This window comes from Pseudoalteromonas sp. APAL1 (genome assembly GCF_021532475.1).
Taxonomy (GTDB): Bacteria; Pseudomonadota; Gammaproteobacteria; order Enterobacterales; family Alteromonadaceae; genus Pseudoalteromonas; species Pseudoalteromonas lipolytica_C.
On the sequence record NZ_JAKGAW010000004.1, the window covers coordinates 110,781 to 134,635 of the forward strand.

At 41.9% G+C, this 23,855-nt stretch carries 22 protein-coding genes and 1 pseudogene; 18 read left to right on the plus strand and 5 right to left on the minus strand.

Annotated features, from left to right (window positions below; all coding sequences use genetic code 11):
* Nucleotides 1-12: 12 nt before the first annotated feature.
* The gene (locus L1264_RS03610; RefSeq protein ID WP_235403654.1) at nucleotides 13-2,010 is read left to right on the plus strand and encodes a TonB-dependent receptor; all 1,998 of its coding nucleotides are present in this window, start codon (nucleotides 13-15) and stop codon (nucleotides 2,008-2,010) included.
* A 74-nt stretch (nucleotides 2,011-2,084) separates the two neighbouring features.
* Nucleotides 2,085-2,234 (plus strand): annotated as a pseudogene (tatA, locus tag L1264_RS03615) (twin-arginine translocase TatA/TatE family subunit); the annotation flags it as partial.
* A 19-nt stretch (nucleotides 2,235-2,253) separates the two neighbouring features.
* Here the strand turns inward: tatA and L1264_RS03620 are convergent.
* Entirely contained in the window at nucleotides 2,254-3,327 is a 1,074-nt protein-coding gene (locus L1264_RS03620; RefSeq protein ID WP_199526645.1) for a mechanosensitive ion channel family protein, read from the minus strand.
* Between the two features lie 122 nt (nucleotides 3,328-3,449).
* Between L1264_RS03620 and L1264_RS03625 the strand changes: the two genes are divergently transcribed.
* The 4 genes from L1264_RS03625 (at nucleotide 3,450) to L1264_RS03640 (ending at nucleotide 8,202) form a co-directional block, all read left to right on the plus strand.
* On the plus strand, nucleotides 3,450-4,415 hold the full coding sequence (locus L1264_RS03625; protein WP_138556747.1) for a YihY/virulence factor BrkB family protein: 966 nt from the start codon (nucleotides 3,450-3,452) through the stop codon (nucleotides 4,413-4,415).
* Nucleotides 4,416-4,632: 217 nt separating this feature from the next.
* Nucleotides 4,633-6,252 (plus strand): sensor histidine kinase, encoded by a 1,620-nt coding sequence (locus tag L1264_RS03630; protein ID WP_199526644.1) that lies wholly within the window; start codon nucleotides 4,633-4,635, stop codon nucleotides 6,250-6,252.
* A 126-nt stretch (nucleotides 6,253-6,378) separates the two neighbouring features.
* On the plus strand, nucleotides 6,379-7,221 hold the full coding sequence (locus tag L1264_RS03635; RefSeq protein WP_199526643.1) for a pirin family protein: 843 nt from the start codon (nucleotides 6,379-6,381) through the stop codon (nucleotides 7,219-7,221).
* 9 nt (nucleotides 7,222-7,230) lie between these two features.
* Complete coding sequence (locus L1264_RS03640) at nucleotides 7,231-8,202, plus strand: glutathione S-transferase family protein (RefSeq protein ID WP_199526642.1); 972 nt, start codon at nucleotides 7,231-7,233, stop codon at nucleotides 8,200-8,202.
* A 41-nt stretch (nucleotides 8,203-8,243) separates the two neighbouring features.
* Here the strand turns inward: L1264_RS03640 and L1264_RS03645 are convergent, their stop codons facing one another.
* From L1264_RS03645 to L1264_RS03660, 4 genes are all read right to left on the minus strand, one after another.
* Nucleotides 8,244-8,819: an AAA family ATPase gene (locus L1264_RS03645; protein WP_199526641.1), complete on the minus strand. Its 576-nt coding sequence runs from the start codon at nucleotides 8,817-8,819 to the stop codon at nucleotides 8,244-8,246.
* Nucleotides 8,820-8,908: 89 nt separating this feature from the next.
* Nucleotides 8,909-9,166, minus strand: coding sequence for a hypothetical protein (locus tag L1264_RS03650; RefSeq protein WP_138556744.1), 258 nt, complete (start codon nucleotides 9,164-9,166; stop codon nucleotides 8,909-8,911).
* Entirely contained in the window at nucleotides 9,166-9,612 is a 447-nt protein-coding gene (locus L1264_RS03655) for a hypothetical protein (RefSeq protein WP_135923484.1), read from the minus strand. Before L1264_RS03655 ends, L1264_RS03650 begins: the two co-directional genes overlap by 1 nt.
* Nucleotide 9,613: 1 nt before the next feature.
* Nucleotides 9,614-9,952 (minus strand): DUF883 C-terminal domain-containing protein, encoded by a 339-nt coding sequence (locus tag L1264_RS03660; RefSeq protein ID WP_135923485.1) that lies wholly within the window; start codon nucleotides 9,950-9,952, stop codon nucleotides 9,614-9,616.
* 466 nt (nucleotides 9,953-10,418) lie between these two features.
* Here L1264_RS03660 and mraZ point away from each other — a divergent pair, with 466 nt between their 5' ends.
* From mraZ to L1264_RS03720, 12 genes are read left to right on the plus strand one after another with little or no spacing between them, the layout of a single operon-like run.
* Nucleotides 10,419-10,877 carry a division/cell wall cluster transcriptional repressor MraZ gene (gene mraZ / locus L1264_RS03665; RefSeq protein ID WP_135923486.1) on the plus strand — a complete coding sequence of 153 codons (459 nt, stop codon included), beginning with the start codon at nucleotides 10,419-10,421 and terminating at the stop codon, nucleotides 10,875-10,877.
* Between the two features lie 30 nt (nucleotides 10,878-10,907).
* Nucleotides 10,908-11,843 carry a 16S rRNA (cytosine(1402)-N(4))-methyltransferase RsmH gene (gene rsmH, locus L1264_RS03670; protein ID WP_135923487.1) on the plus strand — a complete coding sequence of 312 codons (936 nt, stop codon included), beginning with the start codon at nucleotides 10,908-10,910 and terminating at the stop codon, nucleotides 11,841-11,843.
* Nucleotides 11,843-12,169, plus strand: coding sequence for a cell division protein FtsL (gene ftsL, locus L1264_RS03675; RefSeq protein WP_135923488.1), 327 nt, complete (start codon nucleotides 11,843-11,845; stop codon nucleotides 12,167-12,169). The genes rsmH and ftsL overlap by 1 nt, the downstream gene beginning before the upstream one ends.
* Nucleotides 12,166-13,983 carry a penicillin-binding transpeptidase domain-containing protein gene (locus L1264_RS03680; protein WP_135923489.1) on the plus strand — a complete coding sequence of 606 codons (1,818 nt, stop codon included), beginning with the start codon at nucleotides 12,166-12,168 and terminating at the stop codon, nucleotides 13,981-13,983. Before ftsL ends, L1264_RS03680 begins: the two co-directional genes overlap by 4 nt.
* Nucleotides 13,976-15,454, plus strand: coding sequence for a UDP-N-acetylmuramoyl-L-alanyl-D-glutamate--2,6-diaminopimelate ligase (gene murE / locus L1264_RS03685; RefSeq protein WP_199526640.1), 1,479 nt, complete (start codon nucleotides 13,976-13,978; stop codon nucleotides 15,452-15,454). The genes L1264_RS03680 and murE overlap by 8 nt, the downstream gene beginning before the upstream one ends.
* The gene (locus tag L1264_RS03690) at nucleotides 15,451-16,839 is read left to right on the plus strand and encodes a UDP-N-acetylmuramoyl-tripeptide--D-alanyl-D-alanine ligase (RefSeq protein WP_199526639.1); all 1,389 of its coding nucleotides are present in this window, start codon (nucleotides 15,451-15,453) and stop codon (nucleotides 16,837-16,839) included. Before murE ends, L1264_RS03690 begins: the two co-directional genes overlap by 4 nt.
* Nucleotides 16,833-17,915, plus strand: a complete 1,083-nt coding sequence (gene mraY, locus L1264_RS03695) for a phospho-N-acetylmuramoyl-pentapeptide-transferase (protein ID WP_135923492.1) — start codon at nucleotides 16,833-16,835, stop codon at nucleotides 17,913-17,915. The genes L1264_RS03690 and mraY overlap by 7 nt, the downstream gene beginning before the upstream one ends.
* Nucleotides 17,916-19,241: a UDP-N-acetylmuramoyl-L-alanine--D-glutamate ligase gene (gene murD, locus L1264_RS03700; RefSeq protein ID WP_138556738.1), complete on the plus strand. Its 1,326-nt coding sequence runs from the start codon at nucleotides 17,916-17,918 to the stop codon at nucleotides 19,239-19,241. It abuts the gene before it with no gap.
* Entirely contained in the window at nucleotides 19,238-20,413 is a 1,176-nt protein-coding gene (gene ftsW / locus L1264_RS03705; RefSeq protein ID WP_199526638.1) for a cell division protein FtsW, read from the plus strand. The genes murD and ftsW overlap by 4 nt, the downstream gene beginning before the upstream one ends.
* Nucleotides 20,410-21,483, plus strand: a complete 1,074-nt coding sequence (gene murG / locus L1264_RS03710; RefSeq protein ID WP_199526637.1) for an undecaprenyldiphospho-muramoylpentapeptide beta-N-acetylglucosaminyltransferase — start codon at nucleotides 20,410-20,412, stop codon at nucleotides 21,481-21,483. Before ftsW ends, murG begins: the two co-directional genes overlap by 4 nt.
* A 44-nt stretch (nucleotides 21,484-21,527) precedes the next feature.
* Nucleotides 21,528-22,937: a UDP-N-acetylmuramate--L-alanine ligase gene (murC, locus tag L1264_RS03715; protein ID WP_206769127.1), complete on the plus strand. Its 1,410-nt coding sequence runs from the start codon at nucleotides 21,528-21,530 to the stop codon at nucleotides 22,935-22,937.
* Entirely contained in the window at nucleotides 22,934-23,854 is a 921-nt protein-coding gene (locus tag L1264_RS03720) for a D-alanine--D-alanine ligase (RefSeq protein WP_199526636.1), read from the plus strand. The genes murC and L1264_RS03720 overlap by 4 nt, the downstream gene beginning before the upstream one ends.
* Nucleotide 23,855 lies beyond the last annotated feature (1 nt).

The following is a 23,855-nucleotide window of genomic DNA, read 5'->3' on the forward strand; positions in this document are numbered from 1 at the left end:
ATTCCGAGTTACATGTATTTTGCCAACGCGCAAGATGTGCGTGAACGCGTCGGTGCGACGTTAGCAATGCAATGGCGCCCAACAGATACCCTAGATATTAACTTTGATGCCTTATATTCGCGTTACAACACCGATGGTCACCGTTATCAAATCGGTTTTGTTAACTACGACGAAAGCTGGACGCCAGGCACGCCCGTTTTTACCGATGCACAATTTGATGACTCAGGCCGAGTGGTATCAATGACGCAAACCGGTAATACTATGGTGGAGTTATTAAACTTAACCAATCCTCGAAAAACAGATACGTATCAGTTTGCCCTTAATGCCAAATGGTATCCAATGGATGGCCTAACACTGGCTGTGGATGTTGCGCATTCAAAAGCGAAAAATGAAAATGGTGGTGATAATCGCTTTATTGTTGCCCGTGGTTTTATTGACTCGATTGGCATTGATTACACCACTGGTAATATGCTGCCAGATGTTACTTTATCGCCGGGCTTAACAGCGGATCAATCATACGGTGCGCACTATAGCCGTAATACAGGTACCGGGGTTGAAGACACTATCAATGACTTTAAGTTTACCGGTACATTTTTGCCTGAAAGTGATTTAGTTACCCGTATCGATTTTGGCTTAACATACCTTGAGCAAACCAAGAGCCAACTGGAATATGCTTCAAAAAATGCCAGCCAATTTAGTAATGGTGGCCAATACTTAGATCGTGACGGTTATGAATTTGATGACAGCACGGTAGTAAATGTAGGTGACTTTAACCTGTTTGAAATCCCAAGTGACGTGTTTGTTGAGGCGAATTTCGATAACTTCTTAGAAGGTGAAAGTAGCATTACACCTGAGCCATGGCCAAGTTTCGATTACGATAAGTTACTTGCTTATTATCGTTCAATTAATGCTGAAGCTACAGACAAGAGCATTGTTGCCTCGCTTAATTCATCGGGTACTTATGAGGTAACAGAAGAAGTTCTTACCGCGTATGCGCAAGTGACGCTTGAAAGCACTCTTGCAAAAATGCCGTATATGCTAAATGTTGGTATTCGTGGTTCACAAACAGAAGTGAGCTCTAAAGGGTCGGTGTATGATTTATCGTTAATTGACTTACAAGAAGATGGTAAACCACTTGAAAATGGTTGGCGCGAAACCGTTCAGCAATCATTTGAAGGGGATTACAGCAATATTTTACCAAGCATGAACTTTAAGCTTAGCATTACTGATGATTTGATTTACCGCTTCTCTGCGGCACAAGTTATTAGTCGTCCATCATTAGCCTATTTGCGTCCATGGCTTGCGCCAAACTTTGATACTTATCGTGAAGGCTTACCACAACTTTCTATGGGTGATTCATCATTAACACCAGAAGAAGCTAATCAAGCAGACATGACCTTAGAATGGTACTTTGAAGACAGCAGCTCGTTAAGTGGTGGGGTGTTTGTAAAAGACCTGAAATCATTTATCGATTATGTAGAAAGCCCAGTTGAAATCGAAGGCGTGCGTTATTTTGCCTCTTACCCGGGTAAGAGTGAGTATGGTGCCACTATTAAAGGCGCTGAGTTTGCTTATCAGCAATCGCTCGAAAATTTTCTACCTGAGCCCTTTAATGGTTTAGGTTTTCAGCTTAACTATACCTATGTAGACAGTAGCTACGATGAGCCAGAGCTAAAAGAGTCAGGCTTGCCATTTAGAGGTATGTCGAAAAACTCATATAACGCGGTGGTTTACTATGAGCAATATGGTTTCCAAGCGCGTTTAGCCTATAACTGGCGTAGTAAATTCTTGTCGGATCCAGATGCGTGGGGTGGCCCTTATTGGATCTCTGATTATGGTCAGTTAGATGCCAGCATGAGCTATAACATCAGTGATCAATTCACTGTGTTTGCTGAAGCAACTAACTTAACGAATGAGCGTTATTGGGGTTACACCAAACGCACTGACCAAGTGAGTTACCTTGAGCGCTTTGGTACTCAGGTCGCATTAGGTATACGTGCTAGCTTTTAATCTTTGTATTCCCAGTTGTTAGTGTTGTTCAAGCGCCTGCAAAGGCGCTTTTATTTTTAAAAAGTGAGGTTGTTATGGCAGGAATTAGTGTTTGGCAATTAGTCATTATTGCCGCAATTGTGGTGCTGTTATTTGGCACAAAAAAGCTCTCTCGAATAGGTGGTGATTTAGGGACGTCAGTTAAAGGGTTTAAACGCGCTATGCACGATAAACCCAATGATGAAACCTAGTTAGCAATAAATTTTAGATAATATTACTGCCTTGTTCGGGGTCGCGAGATTGATCAGCTTGTTCGCGTATATCATCGGCATCGCTGCTGACATCATCTAAGCTATGATCGGTGAGTGTTTTTGATGTTTGGGGAGGCGTGCTCGAATTACTATTTATTTGCTCTGTTTCAGTATTTAAAATGATTCGCTCGCGGGCATCATCAGGCATACTGACTTGCTCTGATAAGTAGGTATTGACCAACTCTCGCATCAATTGAGATGCCACTTTAACTGTGCTGTGCTCATTGCTATTTACCCAAAAATAAATAGTTAGATTTAGTGTTGCTGAGCCTAATGAATCAATTAACACTTGGCTTGGCGGATCACTAATAACAGCCGGGTTTTGCTTAACCACTTTCATTGCTAATTGCTGGGCATAGCGAATGTCATTATCGTAACCAATGCCAACGTTAAAGTGACCTCGCATTTTAGGATTTGCGGTGAGGTTTTTTATGACATTTTTATACACAGTCGCATTCGGTATTTGAATGTGATTACCATCAAAATCAACTAAAGTTGTGGCGCGAGCCGTCACTTTTTTAACCACCCCTAAACGACCATCAACTTCTATCACATCGTCAATACGAAAAGGGCGCTGGACACTGAGCAGCATGCTTGAGATAAAGTTTTCGGCAATATCTCGAAAAGCAAAACCTAAAATAAGACCCACTAATCCAGTACCACTCATAATAGCTACAGCAAAATCGGTAAGCCCTGCAAGGCGCAAAAATAAGTACACCCCAAACAAAATGATAATGATGCTAAAAAATCGTCGTGTTACAACATGTAATAGCTTGCTTTCACTTACAAAACCAAGCGGCTTTATCAAGATATATGACAAAGGGCGTGCTAATAAATAGCAAATAATAACAGCTACGAGGCCCAACGTAAGGGCTGGTAACATTTGCCAAGTAGTGTGTAAAAACTGCGTAACTTGTAGGTTTAAGTCTTGCCAAGCAATGCTGTCGGTGGGTGTCTGTGTGGTAACAAATAATTTAGGTGAAACCAAACTAGCTAATTGATTTTTATATAATAAATATAGACTCATTGCACCACTCCATGGATGGTTGTTTTGTTACAGTAAGCTTAGCTTAGTGCAATTCAAGCGCCATTATTAATGGCAAGCTGTTTGCAGCTGTAAAATTAATAAAGCAATGTATTAGGTCAGATATGGCTCAAGATAAGCGCGGATTTCAGGCACATTCACCGTTGGAGATCCCAGTTAGAGGCTGGTGGGATATTATCAAACGCGTGTATCACAATTTATCACAAGACAATTTATCGTTTGTGGCGGCTGGGGTGGCATTTTATGCTTTGCTTGCGATCTTTCCTGCATTAGCCGCGACAGTCTCTGTTTACGCTTATTTTGCGTCCCCGACCGATATCCATGAGCAACTTGATAAAGTCACTGCTATTTTACCAACAAGTAGTCGAGACATTATTTTGCTACAGGTTGCAGAGGTGACTCAGCAATCGCAAAAGGTGTTAAGTGTTAGTGCCATAGGGACTTTATTGTTAACGATTTGGAGTAGCAGCAAGGGCTGTCAGGCGCTAATAACAGCCTGTAATATCACTTATCATCAGCATAACAAAAGACAATTTTTTATGGCGTTACTGGTGCGCTTTTTATTTTCGCTAGGTGCCATTGTTGTTGCGCTGGTTGCCTTGTTGATCATCGGTATTTTACCGATTGTGCTTAACCTAGTTGGTTTAACAGAGCTGATTGATTTGTTGATCAAGCTTATTACTTGGCCATTGCTTGCGATTATTTTTAATTGCGCGTTGGCATTCTTATATCGCTATGCGCCACATCGAACAGCAGCAAAATGGCGCTGGATCACACCAGGTTCAATACTGGCTACTTTGCTATGGATTATCGCATCAATTGGTTTTTCATATTATGTCTCACAATTTGCAAGTTATAACGAAACGTATGGCTCATTAGGTGGTGTAGTGATTATGTTGATGTGGCTCTATATCAGCGCATACATCATTATTTTTGGTGCTGCGATTAATGCCAGCATAGAACAACAAACTTTAGTCGATAGTACTGTGGGCCCCGTGAAAGACGTTGGAGAGCGAGGAGCAACAGTGGCTGATAGATTAACCGAAAAACAGCAACAGCAGAAAAAGTAACTTTAGCATGCCATCATTGCGCTTGTTGAGTGCCAATAAATTTTAGGCAAACGTAAGTCATAAATTGACTTTATTAGAATTGACTTCTAATTAGTTAGTTAATCCTAAAGTTTTACTTTTTGTTTGCCGTGGTTAGCGATGTGATTCTTATGCATCTATAAATCAGAAAGTTAAATTTTTTGAACAAAGCTAATAATCATAATTTCTAGGTTTTAGAATGCAAAAAGAGCTCCAGTCAAATATCAAAAGTTTGTCATTACTCAATTTGGTCGCTGTAATATTAGCAGGATTAACTGCTTTATCGGTTTACTTCATGTACGACAGTTTAAAAACCATAGAGTCTGAAACTAAAATGAGGTATCGATCTTATATTTTGGCGGAGCAAGTAAGGCAAAGTTCAGATCAGTTAAGTTTAATGGCACGAGCATATACGGTAACGGGTAATTCAAAATTCTTAGATTTTTTTAATCAAATTCTAGCTATTCGAAACGGCGAAGCTCCTCGGCCAGAAAATTATCACCGTGTTTATTGGGATATGCTAATGCCACAAAGTGGTAAGGCTCCATTTCCGGATGGTGAAAAAAAAGCACTCAAAGACATGTTGAGCTCAATAGGTATCACTCATGAAGAAATGCAACAAATTAAGCTTGCTGAAAAAGCATCAAATGATTTAACAAAAATTGAATATGCAGCTTTTCAAGCCGTTGAAAATGAAGCTGAACTTTCTCTAACGAATGAGCGGGTAGCAGCGATATTAAGTTTATACAGTGACGAGTATTTTACGGCTAAATCAGAAATTATGAGTCACATAAATAACTTTTTATTTATGCTAGATTATCGAACAGAGCAGCGCCTCAATTCTGTGACCCGCGAGCATTATTTAATATCGCTGTTTTCTTTTTGCTGCTTTATCACAATCTTAATAGTGCTGTTTTTTATCAGCCGACTTCGAAAATCACTTAATTATTTATATGTCTCCTCACTTGAAGCTGAAGTAGCAGAAAAAACAGCTTCCTTAACAGAGAAAAATCTACAGCTCGAAGAATCTATGGATTTGATGGCAAAAACTCAGAAGTACTTGATGGAAGCTGAAAAAACAGCCGCTTTAGGTCGACTTGTTGTGGGGGTCGCACATGAGGTAAATACACCAGTCGGAATTTGTATTACCGCTGTTAGTTACCTTGAAGATGAAAATAAGAGAATGGGAAAAGTGTTAGCTGACAAACGGGTAAGTAAGGGGTCGCTCGAAAAATACGTACATACCTCTGAAGAAATTAGCTTATTACTTCATTCAAACTTAGATCGTTTAGCTGAGTTGATCACAAGCTTTAAACAAATAGCTGCCGATCAGCATTGTGATGAACTAAGAGTTATTAAATTAGATGACCATTTAAATGATATTGTTAAGTCATTAAAGAGCGAGTCTAAACACAAAAACATAGAGGTGGTTTCTGCTATTCCTGAAGGCCTGCAAGTACAGAGCTTTCCGGGGACGCTTTGCCAAGTCATGACTAATTTATTATCAAATGCAATTTTTCATGCCTTTGATGGAGACTTTGACGAGCCTCGAATAGAGATCTCAGCTAAAAGCGAAGGATCAGCAGTGCTTATTACTGTAAAAGATAATGGCAGTGGCATTGCTGAAGATATTCAAGATAAAATTTTTGACCCTTTCTTTACGACTAAACGCGTGCAAAAAAATACTGGTTTAGGTCTTTACGCAGTCATGAACCTAGTGACCCAAAAGCTAAAAGGAACAATTACTTTCGAATCCAGTGAACAGCTAGGTACTACTTTTTATTTAACTTTGCCTAATCTAAATGATGAGCAAGTTTAATAACGTGATAATAGAAACGAACAGCTAAACATTCTTTTTTATAGAACGATTGACGCTAATTTTACTCATGGTTGTTAGTTAAATTAGCGCCTACAATCATTTCATACAATTTACGGGAGTAAAGTTATGAAAGTGATTCAACAATTAAATAGCCATGCTACACAAGATGGTGATGGTGTAAACATCAGCCGCATTCCCGGCTTTGACGGTAAGTATTTAGACCCTTTTTTAATGATCGACGAGCTTAAATCAGATGATCACAGTGATTTTATGGGCGGTTTTCCTGCGCATCCTCACCGTGGTATCGAAACCTTTACGTATATTATTAAAGGTGGCTTTGAGCACCAAGATCAAATGGGCAACAAAAAAGCGATTCGTGCAGGTGACGTGCAGTGGATGAGTACCGGCTTTGGTGTGATCCATAGTGAAATGCCATTAGCAGATGCGAAAGAAGGCATGCATGGTTTTCAGATTTGGCTCAATATGCCAAGTTCCGAGAAGCTCAGAGCACCACGTTACCAAGATACCACTGATGCCCCTGCGCCGACGACACGAAATGAACAGGGTGTTGAGCTTAAAGCATTAGCTGGAAGCTGGCAGTTTGCCGGTGAAGAGCAGGTATCAAGCCTTCAAGATCTTGCAGCTAATGGCATGCTGGCTGATGTGACCTTACCTGCAGGAACTGTATTTAACCATGCGCCTTTAGCGCAAACCAAAGTGATGCTTTATGTTCATACTGGTGAAATACACACAGAGCAAGGTGGTCCTGTAAAAGCGGGTAGCTTACTCATTCTTGAGCCTGGTAGTGACATTGAATTTAACTCACAAACAGGGGCTGGAGTTTTAATCCTTGCTGGAGAACCACTCAATCAGCCAATCGCGCACATGGGTCCGTTTGTGATGACTACCCAAGCTGAGTTACAGCAAGCGGTTCGAGATTATCAGTTAGGAAAATTTGGCACACTATAGGAGGTTATTGTGGGATTACTTGTAAACGGTCAATGGCAAGATAAATGGTACGACACCGATAACAACCAAGGTGAATTTAAACGTGAGGCGGCCCAGTTACGAAACTGGGTTACCGCTGATGGTAGCGCAGGTCCAAGTGGTGAGGCAGGCTTTAAAGCTGAAAAAGATCGCTATCACCTTTATGTATCTTTAGCCTGTCCTTGGGCTCATCGCACCTTGATATTTCGCCACTTAAAGGGGTTAGAAGATTATATCAGCGTGTCGGTTGTAAGCCCTGACATGCTAGAGCATGGTTGGACGTTTGATAAAGATAATCACAGCACCGGTGATGCTCTTTTCAATAGCGACTTTATGCATCAAATTTATACGCGTAATAAAGCTGATTATTCAGGCCGTGTTACGGTGCCTGTGCTTTGGGATAAAAAAACGCAGCGTATTGTTAGCAATGAATCTGCTGAAATTATCAGAATGTTCAATAGCGCGTTTAATGCACTCACAGGTAATGAGCGCGACTTTTATCCTACAGCATTACATGCTGAAATTGACGAAATTAATGAGTTTGTTTATCACAACATCAACAACGGTGTATACCGTGCAGGCTTTGCGACAACGCAAGAAGCTTATACAGAAGCCTTTGATGATCTATTTGCAGCGCTTGATAAAATTGAACAACGTTTAACAGAAAACCGTTATTTAGTAGGCGATACACTCACAGAAGCTGATTGGCGTTTATTTACTACTTTAATTCGCTTCGACAGTGTTTATGTGGGCCACTTTAAATGTAATTTGCGTACTATCGAGAGCTATCCGGCGATCAGCAACTATTTGCGTGAGTTATATCAAGTTGAAGGTGTAAGTAAGACGGTTGATTTTTATCATATAAAACGTCATTACTATTTTAGCCACACCATGATCAACCCAACTCAAGTTGTGCCAAAAGGGCCTGACATAGACTACGCTCGACCACATAACCGTGGTTAATAGACAATGATAACTAACAGTTTAATGACTTGATTAAACTGTTAGTTATAACTATCCATCACTTTGCGGATAGTGTCGATGCCAAACATTACCTTCTGAATAAATGATTTTGAGCTTTTCACTAAATTAAAATTAGGGTGTTGAGACCAAACAGCTTGTAGTTTGTCATCAAGTAATATGGCTTGTTGGTCAGACTCATTTCTTACTGGGTTATTAGAATGAATACTTTGTCCAGATTTAGCTGCAGTTTCAAAAAAGATCACTGCATCATATTGGTTAAGTTCGGTTTGTAGGTTGGTATTTAAGCATTGAAAAAATTCATCTTGCTCACCAGGCCAATAGGCTAGTCCATCTAAGCTACCACGATCGCAAAGCATTAAACGATCTGGATGCATGGTTCGCTGAATATGCTCTAAGTGTTTTTGTAGGTTATAAATAGCCTGTTGGTGAGCCTTGATAAGGTGAGGTTCGGTGCTACGTTCAATTCCTCCGCCAAATAACATGGTGGCAGATTCAGGAACGACAACAATTTGTTTTGAAAACTCGCGTCTTAGTAAATCGATGGCTGTAGTTTTACCACCTCCGGGGCCGCCAGTTAATACTATCCGTTTTTTCACTAATAATTCCCGAAATTAATTTCTGATACTTTAAGGTAGTGAAATTGCGACTTAATGAGAAGTAAAAACTCTGATTTTACTGATAAAGATCATAATAATCTAAGAAGCCAACTAAACTGACTAACTTGTTTTAATTTGCTTTTAGATTGGTCATTGCTTTGTAAAGCTTGATAACCCATCCCTGCGGTGAAGGCGCTAGCAAGGCCGACTTTAGTGACGGCGAATCGTTTTAAACGATAGTTGAATGCTTGGTGATGCTGACGTTTAAGTTCATCTTGCATGTCCATACTATGACTAAGATCAGTGACTTTTTTCAGTGGTTCGCGAATAAAGTAGTTAATTAACATTATTTTTCCTTATCAATGTTGAATAATTGGCGGGCACTTTTAACCGTTCGATCAAAACCAATTTTACTACTGATATAGCCAATATTTTTCCAAAGCCAAAACAAACAAAGCAGTTGCAAAACGATCAGCGATAGAGCGCAAAGAGCGACTGATCCACTTAAACTGAATATGGCAATACCTATTGTGGCTAACAAACCAGCCCAAAGTAAAACTAAACCACCTGCAAAGCAGACCAGCATGATGATAGTTAATGCCAAAGAGCGTGTCGATAATCGCCACTCAGCTGCAGCTACCTGTTTACACAACCCAGCTTGGGTACGGTAGTCTACGTAAAGTTGTTCAGCATATTGCGACAACTTGGCAAGGTGATCTTGCCACTGATCAGCATGCAAAGGCTGATCAGTGGCTGCTTGCGACTTCTCTTGTGAATGTTGAGAGTGCGGCATATTATTTACGGCGAATAAGTGCGCTAACTAACATACCTGCAGCAAACGCAATACCTGCTGTTGCAAGCGGATTCTCAGAGGCAAGCTGACGTGTTTTGCTACTGTACTCACCTAGTTTCTCGCGAGCTTGAGCTTGTTTCTCTGAAATAGTTTGTGCTGAATTTGATGCGCCTTCACGAACTGAATGCTCAGCTGATGCAGCACGAGTTGACAGCGCGTCAACTGCATGATGAGCTGCCTCAGTTGCTTTTTCCGTAAATGGCGCCTCTACTTCAGTTGGTTTCGGATTTGTTTTGCTGTTTGCAGTACTTGAATTCGATTTCGACGTTGCTGTAGCCATGATCATTCCTTAAAAATTGCCATTATTGGTATTCAATAACTCGCAACCTTTATACCAATTATTAAATCATTTAATTTCAGGGTGTTATATTTTTAGACTCTGAGATCAACATAATTTCTAGTAACTATTGCACAGTAGTTAAGTAAAAATTACAGGCTAAGAAAGATGTACGATTCATTTGTAACTATTCATTGGTTATTCATTAATCATTTTTCCCCAATTCGTCGCCAATAAAATAGTAAAAAAAATTTTTTTATTTGTTTTCCACTTTTTCCCACGTAATTCAGTGGCTTTGCTTGAAGCCTTATTTTTTCTGGCTTTAGAAGCCTATTATGATGATCAGCTTACTTGACAAAAAGCCTTGTCAAGCCCTAAACTGGAGCACTGTGGTAAAAAGTGGTTTTTAGTGGATCAAATTGGATCGGAAATAATCATTAACAATTTATAACCTATTTTAAGGCTAATTATGTTTAGGGGTGCAAGCTCGCTGAGTTTGGATGATAAAGGACGCTTTGCGGTACCAACCAAGTACCGAGACGCGATCTTGTCTGAAGATCAGGGAACGGTTATTTGCACAGTCGCACTGAATGAGCCTTGTTTGTGGTTATACCCACTAGCCGAATGGCTAGAAATTGAAGAACGATTATTAAAGATCTCTAACATGAATCCACGAGCACGCCGAATGCAACGTATGTTGCTTGGCAATGCTACAGAGTATCAACTAGATAAAAATGGCCGGATTTTGCTTGCTCCTTCTTTACGAGCTCACGCGGAACTTGGAAAAAAAATCATGTTGGTTGGCTTGATGAATAAGTTTGAAATTTGGGATGAAGATCGTTGGCATGAACAAATGCGCCAAGATACTGAAATTGAACGCTTAGGTGAGTTTGAGGCAAATCCCGAATTCGATAACTTCTCGCTCTAACCACAATAATAAAAAGGCAAAAAATAGCTAATGACAGCGCAATTTGAACATGTCTCTGTACTGATGGACGAAACCATAGACGCTTTGGATATTAAACCCGAAGGCATTTATATGGATGGCACGTTTGGTCGCGGCGGACATTCAGGACAAATTCTTGCGCGCTTAAATGAGCATGGTCGTTTACAAGCAATTGACCAAGATCCACAAGCTATTAAAGCTGCTGAAAAGTTTGCAGATGATGCACGTTTTTCGATTGCCCATACCCGTTTTTCCAACCTTAAAACAGTCGCTGAAGACAACGATTTAATTGGCAAAGTAGACGGAATTTTATTAGATATTGGCGTGTCATCACCGCAGCTAGATGATGCTGAGCGCGGCTTTAGCTTCATGAAAGATGGCCCGCTAGATATGCGTATGGACCCAACCAGCGGCCGCAGTGCAGCACAATGGCTAGCTGAAGCTGAACTTGAAGATATCACTCATGTTATTAAAACCTATGGTGAAGAAAAGTTTGGCCGCCGTATCGCTCATAAAATCATTGAGACTCGAGAGCATACTCCAATCACTAGTACAAAGCAGCTTGCTGATTTAGTTGATGAAGCTGTACCAGTAAAAGATAAATATAAACACCCAGCAACACGTACATTCCAAGCGATCCGAATTTATATCAACAGCGAGTTAGAAGAAATTCAAACGGCACTACAAGCTGCTGTTGAAGTGCTTAAGCCCGGTGGTCGATTAGTGGTTATTTCGTTTCACTCGTTAGAAGATCGCATTGTTAAGCAGTTTATTAAAAAACAGAGTAAGGGAGAGGCGATACCCAGAGGTCTGCCTTTAACTGATGCACAAATAAATAAAAACCTGACGTTAAAGGCAGTGGGTAAAGCCATTAAGCCAAGTAAGGCGGAAATTGATGCAAATCCTCGTTCACGCAGTTCTGTGTTAAGGGTTGCTAAGAGGTTGTAATGAAAGCAAAAGCGACGAATCGCCAACCTAATTTATTTGTTGAAGTGTTTAAAGGTCTTGCTGCTAATAAGCTGACCTTAGCCTTGTTGGTTGTGATTCTCGCGTCGAGTTTAAGTGTTGTGCAGGTGACGCATTTAGCGCGTCAGCAGTTGATAACACAAGATGAGTTATTGCAAGAACGTGATGAGCTTGATCTCGAGTGGCGTTACTTGCTTGTAGAAGAAGAGTTTTATTCGCAGCATGCGCGCATTGAAGAAATCGCGACCATGCAATTAGAAATGAAACGGCCGACTAGCCAAGACGAACAGGTGGTAGTACTGCAATGAGAAGCAGAGGGAAAAAGCCAACTAATACCTTGATCACATGGCGCTTTATGCTTGTGTGCTCTGTGCTGCTTTTAGTCTTTATGACACTGGTTGCACGTGCCGCATTTTTGCAGGTTATTGAGCCCGATAAAGCACGTTCTGAAAGCGATAAACGTACCGTTCGCGTTGAAAAACAACATGTACAGCGCGGAATGATATTTGACCGTAACGGCAAAGAGCTTGCGGTGAGTGTGCCTGTTGTAAGTGTGTATGCTGATCCCAAGGCACTGCATAAATCATTAACGAGCAAGGTGCTGCGTCAAGCGCGTAAGAATGGTGAAGATCAAAATGCACTTGCTGAAAATACGGCTGAACTAAATAAGCGCATCGCTACTTATTATAACAATGACATTCGTTGGCGTGAGCTTGCGGATGTATTACGCATTGAACCAAGTAAAATCAACTCCCGTCTTCGTGATAATCCCAAACGCCGTTTTGTTTATTTAAAACGTCAAGTAACACCTGCAGTTGCAAACTATATTGGTGATTTACGTTTACCGGGTATCCATCTGCTGGATGAGTCTAAACGTTACTATCCGGCAGGAGAAGTGACTGCACATGTGATTGGTTTCACAAATATCGATGGTCATGGTATCGAAGGTATTGAAAAGTTATACGAAAAATCGTTAACCGGTGTTGAAGGACAAAGAACAATCCGTAAAGACGCTCAAGGCCGAGAGGTCGAAGTGCTTGATGAGCGTGAACGTGTTGAACCAGAAAATATCCATTTAAGTATCGATCAACGTATTCAAGCGATTGCCTACAAGGCGATAAAATCGGCTGTGCTGACATATAAAGCGACCTCGGGCTCAGCTATGGTCGTGGATGTAAAAACAGGCGAAGTATTGGCTATGGTAAATAGCCCGTCGTTTAATCCTAATAATCTTAATGATGCTGCTCCACATAAGCGTCGAAATCGAGCAATAACTGATTTGTTTGAACCAGGCTCGACTGTTAAGCCGCTAGCCATTTTGGCTGGTTTAGACTACGGCTCAATTCAACCGGATTCAATTGTTGATACTTACCCTGGCTGGATGCGTGTTGGTGGCAGCCTTGTCCAAGATACGCGTAACCATGGTGAAATGACATTAAGAGAAATCTTAAAATACTCAAGTAACATGGGTGTGACTAAAGTTAGCCAAGACTTACCAAAAGACTATTTTGTCGGGCTTTATCAAAAAGTCGGATTTGGTAGTGATAGTGGAACAGGCATGGTCGGTGAAAGTAGCGGCTTGTTTTACCCTAATCGTCGTTGGTCAGATCACGAAATAGCGGCATTATCATTTGGCTATAACTTAGCTGTGAGCACCGCACAAATGGCACGTTTTTATGCCATGTTAGGTTCTGGTGGCGTGATGCGTCCTCTTACTGTACTTAAGCAAGAGTCAGTGCCTGAAGGTGAGCGCATTTTTCAGCAAAAAGATGTTGAAGCCGTCGTCCATATGATGGAAAGCGTGTTCGAAAAAGGCGGCACGGCACAAAAAGTTCACGTCGATGGTTATCGCGCAGCTGGCAAAACAGGTACCTCTAAAAAAGCCGCTGTAGGTGGTTATGGTGATGAGTATGTCGGCTACTTTGCTGGTGTTGCACCGGCAAGCAATCCACGTTTAGCGGTAGTAGTGTTGATCAATGAGCCGGGTGGAGATGTTTATTATGGCGGTGCGACGGCAGGCCCTGCATTTGCAGAGATTGTCTCCAATGCCTTAAGAATTTTAAACGTCGCACCGGATAAAGATGCGGTTGCGTACGTAGAAGGCAAAGATAACGATGCGTGATTTAAAACCAATTCTGAGTCAAATTGAAGTTGAGGCCACTAGTTTGCTGGTTAATCAACTACGTCTTGATAGCCGAGACGTAAAAACAGGCGATGTTTTTGTAGCTGTTAAAGGCCATCAACTAGATGGCGGACAATTTATAGATAAAGCCATAGAAAATGGCGCTGTAGCAATTATTGCTGATAGGTTATGCGAATTTGAAAGTGATTTTGAATCGCTTTACTTGGTCACAGACCTAGCGAAAAAACTACCTGCTTTAGCTGCTGCGTTTTATCATCAGCCATCAAAACAATTAGATCTGGTTGGCGTTACTGGAACAAATGGTAAATCAACCACAACTGCGATGATCGCGCATTTAGCACAGCAATGTCATAAATCAGCAGCGGTCGTGGGGACGCTTGGCTATGGGCATCCAGAGCAATTAACTCCATTAGTTAATACCACACCATCAAGTGTTGATTTGCAGCGAATTTTGTTTGAATTACATGAACAGCACACCGATGTTGTTGCAATGGAAGTTTCATCACATGGCCTTGTGCAACAGCGTGTTGACCATTGTCAGTTTAAAGCAGCCGTTTTTACTAATTTATCTCGCGACCATTTAGATTATCATGGCACTATGGATGCTTATGGTGATGCAAAGCTGATGTTGATGCGTGATCACAATCCTGAGATTGTAGTTCTCAATCAAGATGATACACAAGTTGAGCAGTGGTTAGAAAAATACGACTTTAACAACTTAATTTGCTACGGCCATAAAAACTTAGCACCAGAAGGTGCGCGCTATGTTTACTTTAGCGATGTTGTTTATAGCAACACCGGGATTTCGGTAACATTCGAAACAAGCTGGGGTCAAGCACAGGTGCAGTCTGCATTATTTGGTGAGTTTAACTTGTATAATCTGGCTGCGGCGATGGCCACTCTACTTGGTATGGGGTATCCGCTGGCACAGTTAGTTGCTGCCTGCAAAGCACTGCAACCAGTGGCTGGTCGTATGCAAGCGTTTAGCGTACCAGGGCAGCCAACCTGTATTGTTGATTACGCGCATACACCCGATGCGTTGGCATTAGCATTACAGGCTTTACAAAAGCATGTACCTGGAGGCGTAAGCTGTGTGTTTGGCTGTGGTGGTGACCGTGATAAAGGCAAGCGCCCAATGATGGCAAAAGCCGCTGAAGGCAACGCAGACCGTATTATTATTACTAGCGATAATCCGCGCAGTGAAGACCCTAATGTCATTATTGCTGATGTGGTGGCAGGTCTTGAGCATGCTGAAAAAGCCCATTGTGAAGCTGATCGCGCTAAAGCAATTAGTTATGCAATAGAGCAGGCCGGTGCTGATGATGTGGTTTTAATTGCCGGTAAAGGCCATGAAGATTATCAAATTATTGGCGATACACGAATCGACTTCTGCGATCGCCAATATGTACAACAACAATTAAAAGAAAAATCGCAAGGGGCGCAGTTATGATCCCTATGGATTTTGATTGGCTAGCAAAAGTTCTAGCAACTGATTACCAAGGTGGTAATCAAACGGTAAAAAATATTAACACCGACACCCGTACTCTGTGCGAGGGTGAAGTGTTTTTAGCGCTACAAGGGCCTAACTTTGATGGTCATAAATTTGTTGCGCAAGCAAAAGAGAAAGGGGCGATTGCAGCTATTGTAGCGCGTCCTGTTAATGTTGATATTGTGCAGTTTGTGGTGAGTGACACACGTATAGCGCTAGGCCAAATTGGCGCAGCTGTGATGGCACAGGTTGCACCAAAAACAATCGCTATTACAGGTAGTGTGGGTAAAACCACAGTAAAAGAAATGTGCGCGGCGATTTTATCAGGTCATGGTGAAGTACTGGCAACCAAAGGTAACTTTAATAATGACATTGGTGTACCTCTGACCTTGTTACGTCTTGAGCCACAGCATCAATATGCGGTAATTGAATTAGGCGCCAATCACATTGGTGAAATAGCTTACACAGTCGCGATGACTAAACCTGATGTTGCTGTGGTTTGTAATGTGGCTGAATCTCATTTAGAGGGATTTGGATCATTACAAGGTGTGGCTACCGCAAAAGGCGAAATCTACGACGGCCTGAAACCTGACGGTGTTGCAATCGTTAACAGCGATAGTGATTTTGCAGATTACTGGCTCGAAAAACTAACTGATCGTAATGTAAAACGTTTTTCTACTCAGCAAAAACTAGATTACTGGGCAGAAGATGTGGTGCTTGACGAGCAAGCGCGTGCGTCTTTTGTGCTTTGCAGTAAACAGCAAAAAGTTCCTGTTACTCTCGCATTGCCGGGCAAACATAATATTGCTAATGCATTAATAGCGACAGCATTAACCACTGAGCTGGGTGTAAGCCTAGAAAGTGTTGCTAACGCATTAGCTGGCATGGGAGAAGTTAAAGGTCGTGTTAATGTACTTAAAGTATCAGACACTCTAACCGTAATTGATGATACTTATAATGCCAATGTGCAGTCAGTAAAAGCGGCGATTGATTTATTAAGCGACATGCCGGGACGTCGAATTTTTGCGTTAGGTGATATGGGCGAACTTGGCGAAGAAGCTCGCTTTTATCATCAGCAAGTAGGCGAATATGCAAAACAAAAAGGCATTGATGAGCTATACAGCCTAGGCGTATTAAGCAAATCGGCCAGTGATGTATTTGAAAAACCAAATCGTCACTTCTCGAACCGTGAACAACTATTACAACAATTACAAAGTGTGCTTACTGAATCTCAGCAAAAGACCACCCTTGTAGTAAAAGGATCGCGCAGTTCTCGTATGGAACTAGTGGTAGCAGATTTAGTTAATAGCCAGCAAGATGGCAACAATGGAGTATCGTCATGTTAGTTTGGCTGGCAGAGTATTTAACACAATATTATAGTGGCTTTAATGTTTTTTCTTACCTTACGCTGCGTGCGATTTTAGGTATTTTAACTGCGCTGCTTATCTCTCTTTATTTTGGTCCTAAGCTTATTCGTGGCCTACAAAAAATGCAAATTGGTCAGGTGGTACGTCACGACGGCCCCGAATCTCACCTATCTAAAAAAGGCACGCCTACCATGGGGGGCATTTTGATTTTAGGGGCGATTTTTACCAGTACATTACTGTGGGCTGACCTTTCAAACAAATATGTATGGGCAACCTTATTTGTGGTGGGGTCATTAGGTGTAGTTGGCTTTATTGATGACTACCGTAAAGTGATCCGCAAAGACCCTAAAGGCCTAATTGCGAAGTGGAAATACTTTTGGCAATCAGTGATTGCATTAGTGGTTGCCAGTGCGCTTTATTTTACTTCGCAACAAGGCAGTGAAACCTCGTTAGTTGTGCCGTTTTTTAAAGATGTGTTACCACAGCTTGGGCTGTTTTATATCGTGATGACCTATTTTGTAATTGTAGGTACTTCAAATGCGGTAAACCTAACGGATGGTCTTGATGGTTTAGCAATTGTACCAACCATTTTGGTTGCTGCGGCGCTTGCTATTATTGCTTACTTAACCGGTAACGTTAACTTCTCAAGCTACTTACATATTCCGCATTTGCCATTAGCAAGCGAACTTGTGGTTGTATGTACTGCCATAGTTGGCGCAGGACTGGGTTTCTTGTGGTTTAACACTTACCCAGCACAGGTATTTATGGGTGATGTAGGCTCATTAGCACTCGGTGGTGCACTGGGTATTATTGCGGTGCTTGTTCGTCAAGAACTGGTACTTATCATCATGGGTGGTGTGTTTGTAATGGAAGCATTATCGGTGATTTTACAAGTAGGCTCTTATAAATTACGTGGTCAACGTATTTTTAGAATGGCGCCTATTCACCATCATTATGAATTAAAGGGTTGGCCTGAGCCGCGCGTAATTGTGCGCTTTTGGATTATTTCAATCGTGCTAGTTCTAGCTGGCCTTGCGACATTAAAGATCAGGTAAATGACAGTTATTAACGAGATAAAAAACAAACAAATCTCAGTGCTCGGACTCGGTGTAACCGGTCTGGGCATTGTGCGTTTTTTATTGTCTCAGAATATTAAACCAATTGTTGTTGATAGCCGCATGGCGCCTCCGGGTGCGGATTGGCTAAACGAGCATGCCAGCGAGTTAACTACGTTTTTTGGTGATTTAGAACAGGCAGACTTAGCCAGCAATGACATTATTATCATCAGCCCAGGTCTAAGCCTTGCTACACCGGCTGTTGCAAACGCCATTGCTGCGGGCGTTGAAGTGATTGGTGACGTTGAGCTTTTTGCCCGTTTAACCGATAAACCAATTGTTGCGGTAACAGGCTCGAATGGTAAGTCGACAGTAGTTACCTTGGCGTTTGAAGTACTGAAAGCCGCTGGTTATAAAGTAGGGCTTGGCGGTAATATTGGCACAGCAGTACTTGATTTATTGTCGCAAGATTACGACGTTTATGTACTTGAGCTATCGAGTTTTCAGCTTGATACCACGCACAGCTTAAAAGCGAAAAGTGCCTGTGTATTGAATGTTAGCGAAGATCACCTTGATCGCTACTCAAGTTACCAAGCATACATTGACTCAAAGCAAAGTATTTATAACGGCTCAGAGCTTGCTGTTGTGAATGCCATTGATGTGGCAACCCATACAGCAAAGCAACCACAAGTAAGCTTTGCACTTGCAAATGCAGACTTTGCCTTAGTAGAGCATCAAGGTGAGATGTACTTTGCAGCACAAGGTAAACCTGTGTTACCTGCAAGCTGTTTGAAAGTTGTTGGCTCACACAATCAACAAAATGCACTAGCAGTTATGGCGCTACTAAGCCCGTTTAGCATTTCTAAAGAGCATTATCAGCAAGCGTTTAGTACGTTTACTGGGCTTGCACATCGTTGTCAGTTTGTCGCTGAAATTAATGAAGTGAAATACTTTAATGATTCAAAAGCGACCAACGTTGGCGCAACCATCGCTGCTATTGAAAGCTTAGCTGATCAAGCAAAGCAATTAGTTGTGATTGCTGGCGGTGATGCAAAAGGGGCTGATTTAGATGCCTTGAAACCCTATTTGAATGACAAAGTGAAAGCTCTTATTTGTTTTGGTAAAGATGCTAAAGCACTGGTGTCATTAACTGAAAAAGGTCATTTAACCACGAATATGCATGAAGCTGTGCAATTGGCAAAGCAGTTAAGTAGTAGCGGTGACATCGTATTGCTTGCTCCTGCGTGTGCCAGCATTGATATGTATAACAACTATATGCAACGTGGTGATGACTTTGCGCAGTGCGTATTGGCGGAGGCAATATGATCGCATTTGCCGACATTCGTGAAGCATTAACCCCTAAGCAATCGCCACAGCTTTATGATGTGCCGTTGTTGTATTGTATGTTGATGTTGATAGGTGTTGGTTTTGTGATGGTTACAAGTGCTTCAATGCCAACCGCAGAACGATTATTTGATAATCCGTATCACATTATTATTCGCCATAGCATGTTTTTAATCATGGGCTTTTTTCTATTTTGGATTGCCACAAGTGTGCCTATGGACTGGTGGAAACGCAGTAATGCCTATTTATTGTTATTGGGTTTAGGTTTACTGGTGTTGGTACTTATTGTTGGCCGCGAAGTGAACGGTGCTAAACGTTGGATCCCCATAGGCCCTGTAGGTTTTCAGGTGGCAGAAGCCGCTAAGTTGTTCTTTTTTAGTTATATTGCCGGCTATTTAGTTCGTAAGCGCGAAGAAGTACAAGAAAACCTAAAAGGCTTTTTTAAGCCACTCGTTGTCTTTGGTGTTTATGCATTGCTTATTTTAATGCAACCAGATTTAGGTACTGTTGTTGTACTTTTTGTAACCACTGTCGGTTTATTATTTTTAGCCGGTGCTAAGTTATGGCAGTTTTTTGGACTGATCTTAACGGGCATTGCAGCCATTGTGGTGCTAATTATCGCTGAACCATACCGTATGGCCCGTGTAACTGGCTTTTTAGAGCCATGGGAAGATCCGTTTGGTAAAGGGTATCAGTTAGTACAATCACTAATGGCCTACAGTCAAGGCGGTTGGTTTGGCCAAGGCTTGGGGAATAGCGTACAAAAACTGCAATATCTACCAGAGGCGCATAATGACTTTATCTTTGCCGTAATTGGTGAAGAGCTTGGCTTTTTTGGTGTACTGAGCATTTTGATAGTACTAGGTGTATTCGTATTTAGAGCCTTGTTAATTGGTCAAAAAGCCCTGAAGTGTAGCAAAGAGTACGAAGGCTATTTTGCCTTTGCAATAGGTATCTGGTTTGCGTTTCAAACCATGGTCAATGTTGGCGCAAGTGCCGGAATATTACCTACAAAAGGCTTAACATTACCGTTTATTTCTTACGGTGGTTCTAGTTTATTAATTATGACCATAGCAACAGGTGTACTTTTGCGGATCGATTTTGAAACAAAAATGGCGACTAAGCAGGCAACCTCACGTGGAGGTAAGCGATGAGTAAAAAATTACTTGTTGTTGCAGGCGGTACTGGTGGCCATATTTTTCCAGGTATTGCCGTCGCTGATTTTTTAAAGCAGCAAGGCTGGCAGGTCAGCTGGATTGGCACGCCTGACAGAATGGAAGCGACAGTAGTACCTAAGCACCACATTGATATTGACTTCATCAATGTCAAAGGAGTTCGTGGTAACGGTATTAAACGCTTGATTAAAGCCCCGTTTATGGTGATGAATGCTATTTTTCAAGCGCGTAAAATTTTAAAAGCACAAAAGCCCGATGTAGTGCTTGCTATGGGTGGTTATGTGACCGGACCTACTGGAATTGCAGCTAAAAGTTTAGGCATTCCTTTGGTTATTCATGAGCAGAATGCAGTTGCAGGCATGAGTAACCGCTGGTTAGCAAAGTTTGCCAATAAAGTGCTTGCCGCTTTTCCATCTGCTTTTGCAAAAGAACACTGTGAAGTGGTGGGTAATCCGGTCAGAGCAAGTGTTGCAAATGTTACTGCTAAACAGACGACTACGCCGATTAATGTGCTTGTGGTGGGTGGTTCGTTGGGCGCGCAGGTACTCAATGAGACTTTACCAGCTGTATTCAGTGAACTTTCAGCGCTAACAACGCTTAATATATGGCACCAAACGGGTAAAAATAATGAACCGAATGTGACTGCCAGCTATCAACAGTTAGGACTAGCTGAAAATAGCAAAGTTGCTGAATTCATTGATGATATGGATAGTGCATATCAGTGGGCCGATTTGGTAATTTGCCGCGCTGGTGCGCTAACGGTTAGTGAGATTGCCGCAGCGGGTCGAATGGCGTTATTTGTGCCTTTTCCACATGCAGTGGATGACCACCAAACGGCTAATGCAAAGTATTTAGTGACTGAGCAAGCCGCGCTGATTATGCAGCAAAGTGAGTTTAATAAAACAGCGGTCGTTGAATTATTAACACCGTATATAAACGCACCAGAGAAAATTTCAACAATGGCAAGTAAAGCAAAACAGCTTGCTATTTTAGATGCCACAGCCAATGTTGCCAAACGCTGTGAGCAACTAGCAGATAGAAGAGATTAGTAGTGAAAGAAAGCACGAAGAAAGAAAACAACACTCGTCCTGCGATGCGTCGTATCGACACCATCCACTTTGTTGGTATTGGTGGTGCAGGCATGGGTGGAATTGCCGAAGTACTTGCTTTTGAAGGCTACCGCATCACGGGTTCTGACATTGCGCACAGTGCGATGACTGAACGCTTAATTCAAGTGGGTGCAGAAGTATTTATTGGTCATGACGAAAACAACGTAAAAGATGCCAGTGTTGTGGTGGTATCAAGTGCTATTAATGAGCAAAACCCTGAGATTAAAGCAGCTAAAGCGGCGCGAATTCCTATTGTTCGCCGCGCAGAAATGCTTGCTGAATTAATGCGTTTTCGCCACGGTATCGCAGTGGCCGGCACCCATGGTAAAACCACAACAACCAGTTTAATTGCCAGCATTTATGCACAAGCCGGTCTTGATCCAACCTTTATTATTGGTGGCTTGTTAAACAGTGCTGGTAGTAATGCCAAGGTCGGTAAAAGCGACTTCTTAATTGCAGAAGCTGATGAGAGTGATGCGTCATTCTTACACTTACAGCCTATGGTTTCGGTGATCACAAACATTGAAGAAGATCACATGGATACTTACGGCGGCAGCTTAGAAAAAATGAAAGACACCTATGTTGATTTCATTCATAACTTACCGTTTTATGGTTTAGCAGTGGTGTGTATTGACTCTGAAGTTGCGGCAGAGCTTATTCCGCGTTTTGGACGCCCTGTTATTACCTATGGTGAATCGGCTGAAGCTGATTATCGCATGCTTGATTTTAGTCAAACTGCGAATACTTGTTCATTTAACGTAGTAAATAAACAAGGCGAAAGCTTAGCTGTAACGCTTAATATGCCTGGTAAGCACAATGCACTTAACGCGACAGCGGCGATTGCAGTGGCAAAAGATCAAAACATTGCCAACCACGCCATTTTAGAAGCGTTAACAAAGTTTGAAGGGGTAGGCCGTCGTTTTCAGCATTACGGTACCTTTGAAAATGAGCGTGGCAGCGTGATGCTAGTTGATGACTATGGACACCATCCATCAGAAGTAGCAGCAACGATTGCAGCGGTTCGTGAGGGCTGGCCAGATAAACGTTTAGTGATGGTTTATCAGCCTCACCGTTATAGCCGTACTCGTGATTTATACGAGGAGTTTGTCAAAGTACTGGCTGACGTTGATCAGTTATTACTGTTAGATGTGTATTCAGCAGGTGAAGAGCCTATTGTGGGAGCTGATAGTAAGAGTTTATGCCGTAGTTTACGCCAACGAGGTAAAGAGCCATTACATATCGCTAGCAGCTCTGAGCTTGCGGGGGTTCTTGCAGATACCCTGCAAGATAATGATTTAGTTTTAACACAAGGCGCTGGTAACATAGGCCAGTTAGTGAAAAAGTTAGCAGCAACCAACTTGTCAGTTGAACAACTAAAGCAGGTAAATATATGAGCCAGTTAAGCGACAAATTTGGCAAAGTAGCGGTACTTTTTGGTGGCACATCTGCCGAACGAGATGTCTCGCTAAAATCAGGCCAAGCCGTATTGAACGCTTTGCAAAGCGTTGGCGTTGACGCCATTGCTTTTGATCCAAAAGATAACTCATTATGGCAATTAAAGGATTTAAATATAGAACGCGTATTTATTGCGCTTCATGGTCGTGGTGGTGAAGATGGCACCATTCAGGGCGCACTTGAATTTATGGGTATTCCGTATACCGGTAGTGACGTTCTTGGCTCTGCGCTTGCGATGGACAAAGTTCGCTGTAAGCACTTGTTTAAAGCAATGGGCCTGAGCACTGCACCATATACTGTTGTTGATAGCCGTAATGAATTTGATAGCCAAGCAATTATTAATGAATTTGGCAAAGTGATGGTAAAACCGTCACATGAAGGCTCAAGCATTGGTATGGCAGAAGCAAGCAGCGCAGAACAGCTAGATGCCGCTTTAAACGCTGCATTTAAGTTTGATAGTCAAGTGTTGGTAGAGCAGTGGATCACAGGGCGTGAATTTACTGTAGCGGTACTTGGTCAAGATGTTCAGCCTGTTATTGAGATGACCACGCCAAATGGTTTTTATGACTACCAAGCTAAGTATCAATCGAACACAACTCAGTATCATTGCCCAGCTGATTTATCAGTACAAGAGACTGAGTTATTGCAAGATATGGCATTAAAAGCATTTGATTTAGTCGGTGCAAGTGGTTGGGGTCGTGTTGATGCAATGCGTGATCAGCAAGGTAACTTCTATTTATTAGAGGTTAATACTGTGCCAGGAATGACAGAAAAGTCGTTAGTACCTATGGCTGCAAAAGCAAACGGCGCTAGCTTTGAACAATTAGTGGTTCGCATTTTGGAGCAAACGCTTTAAT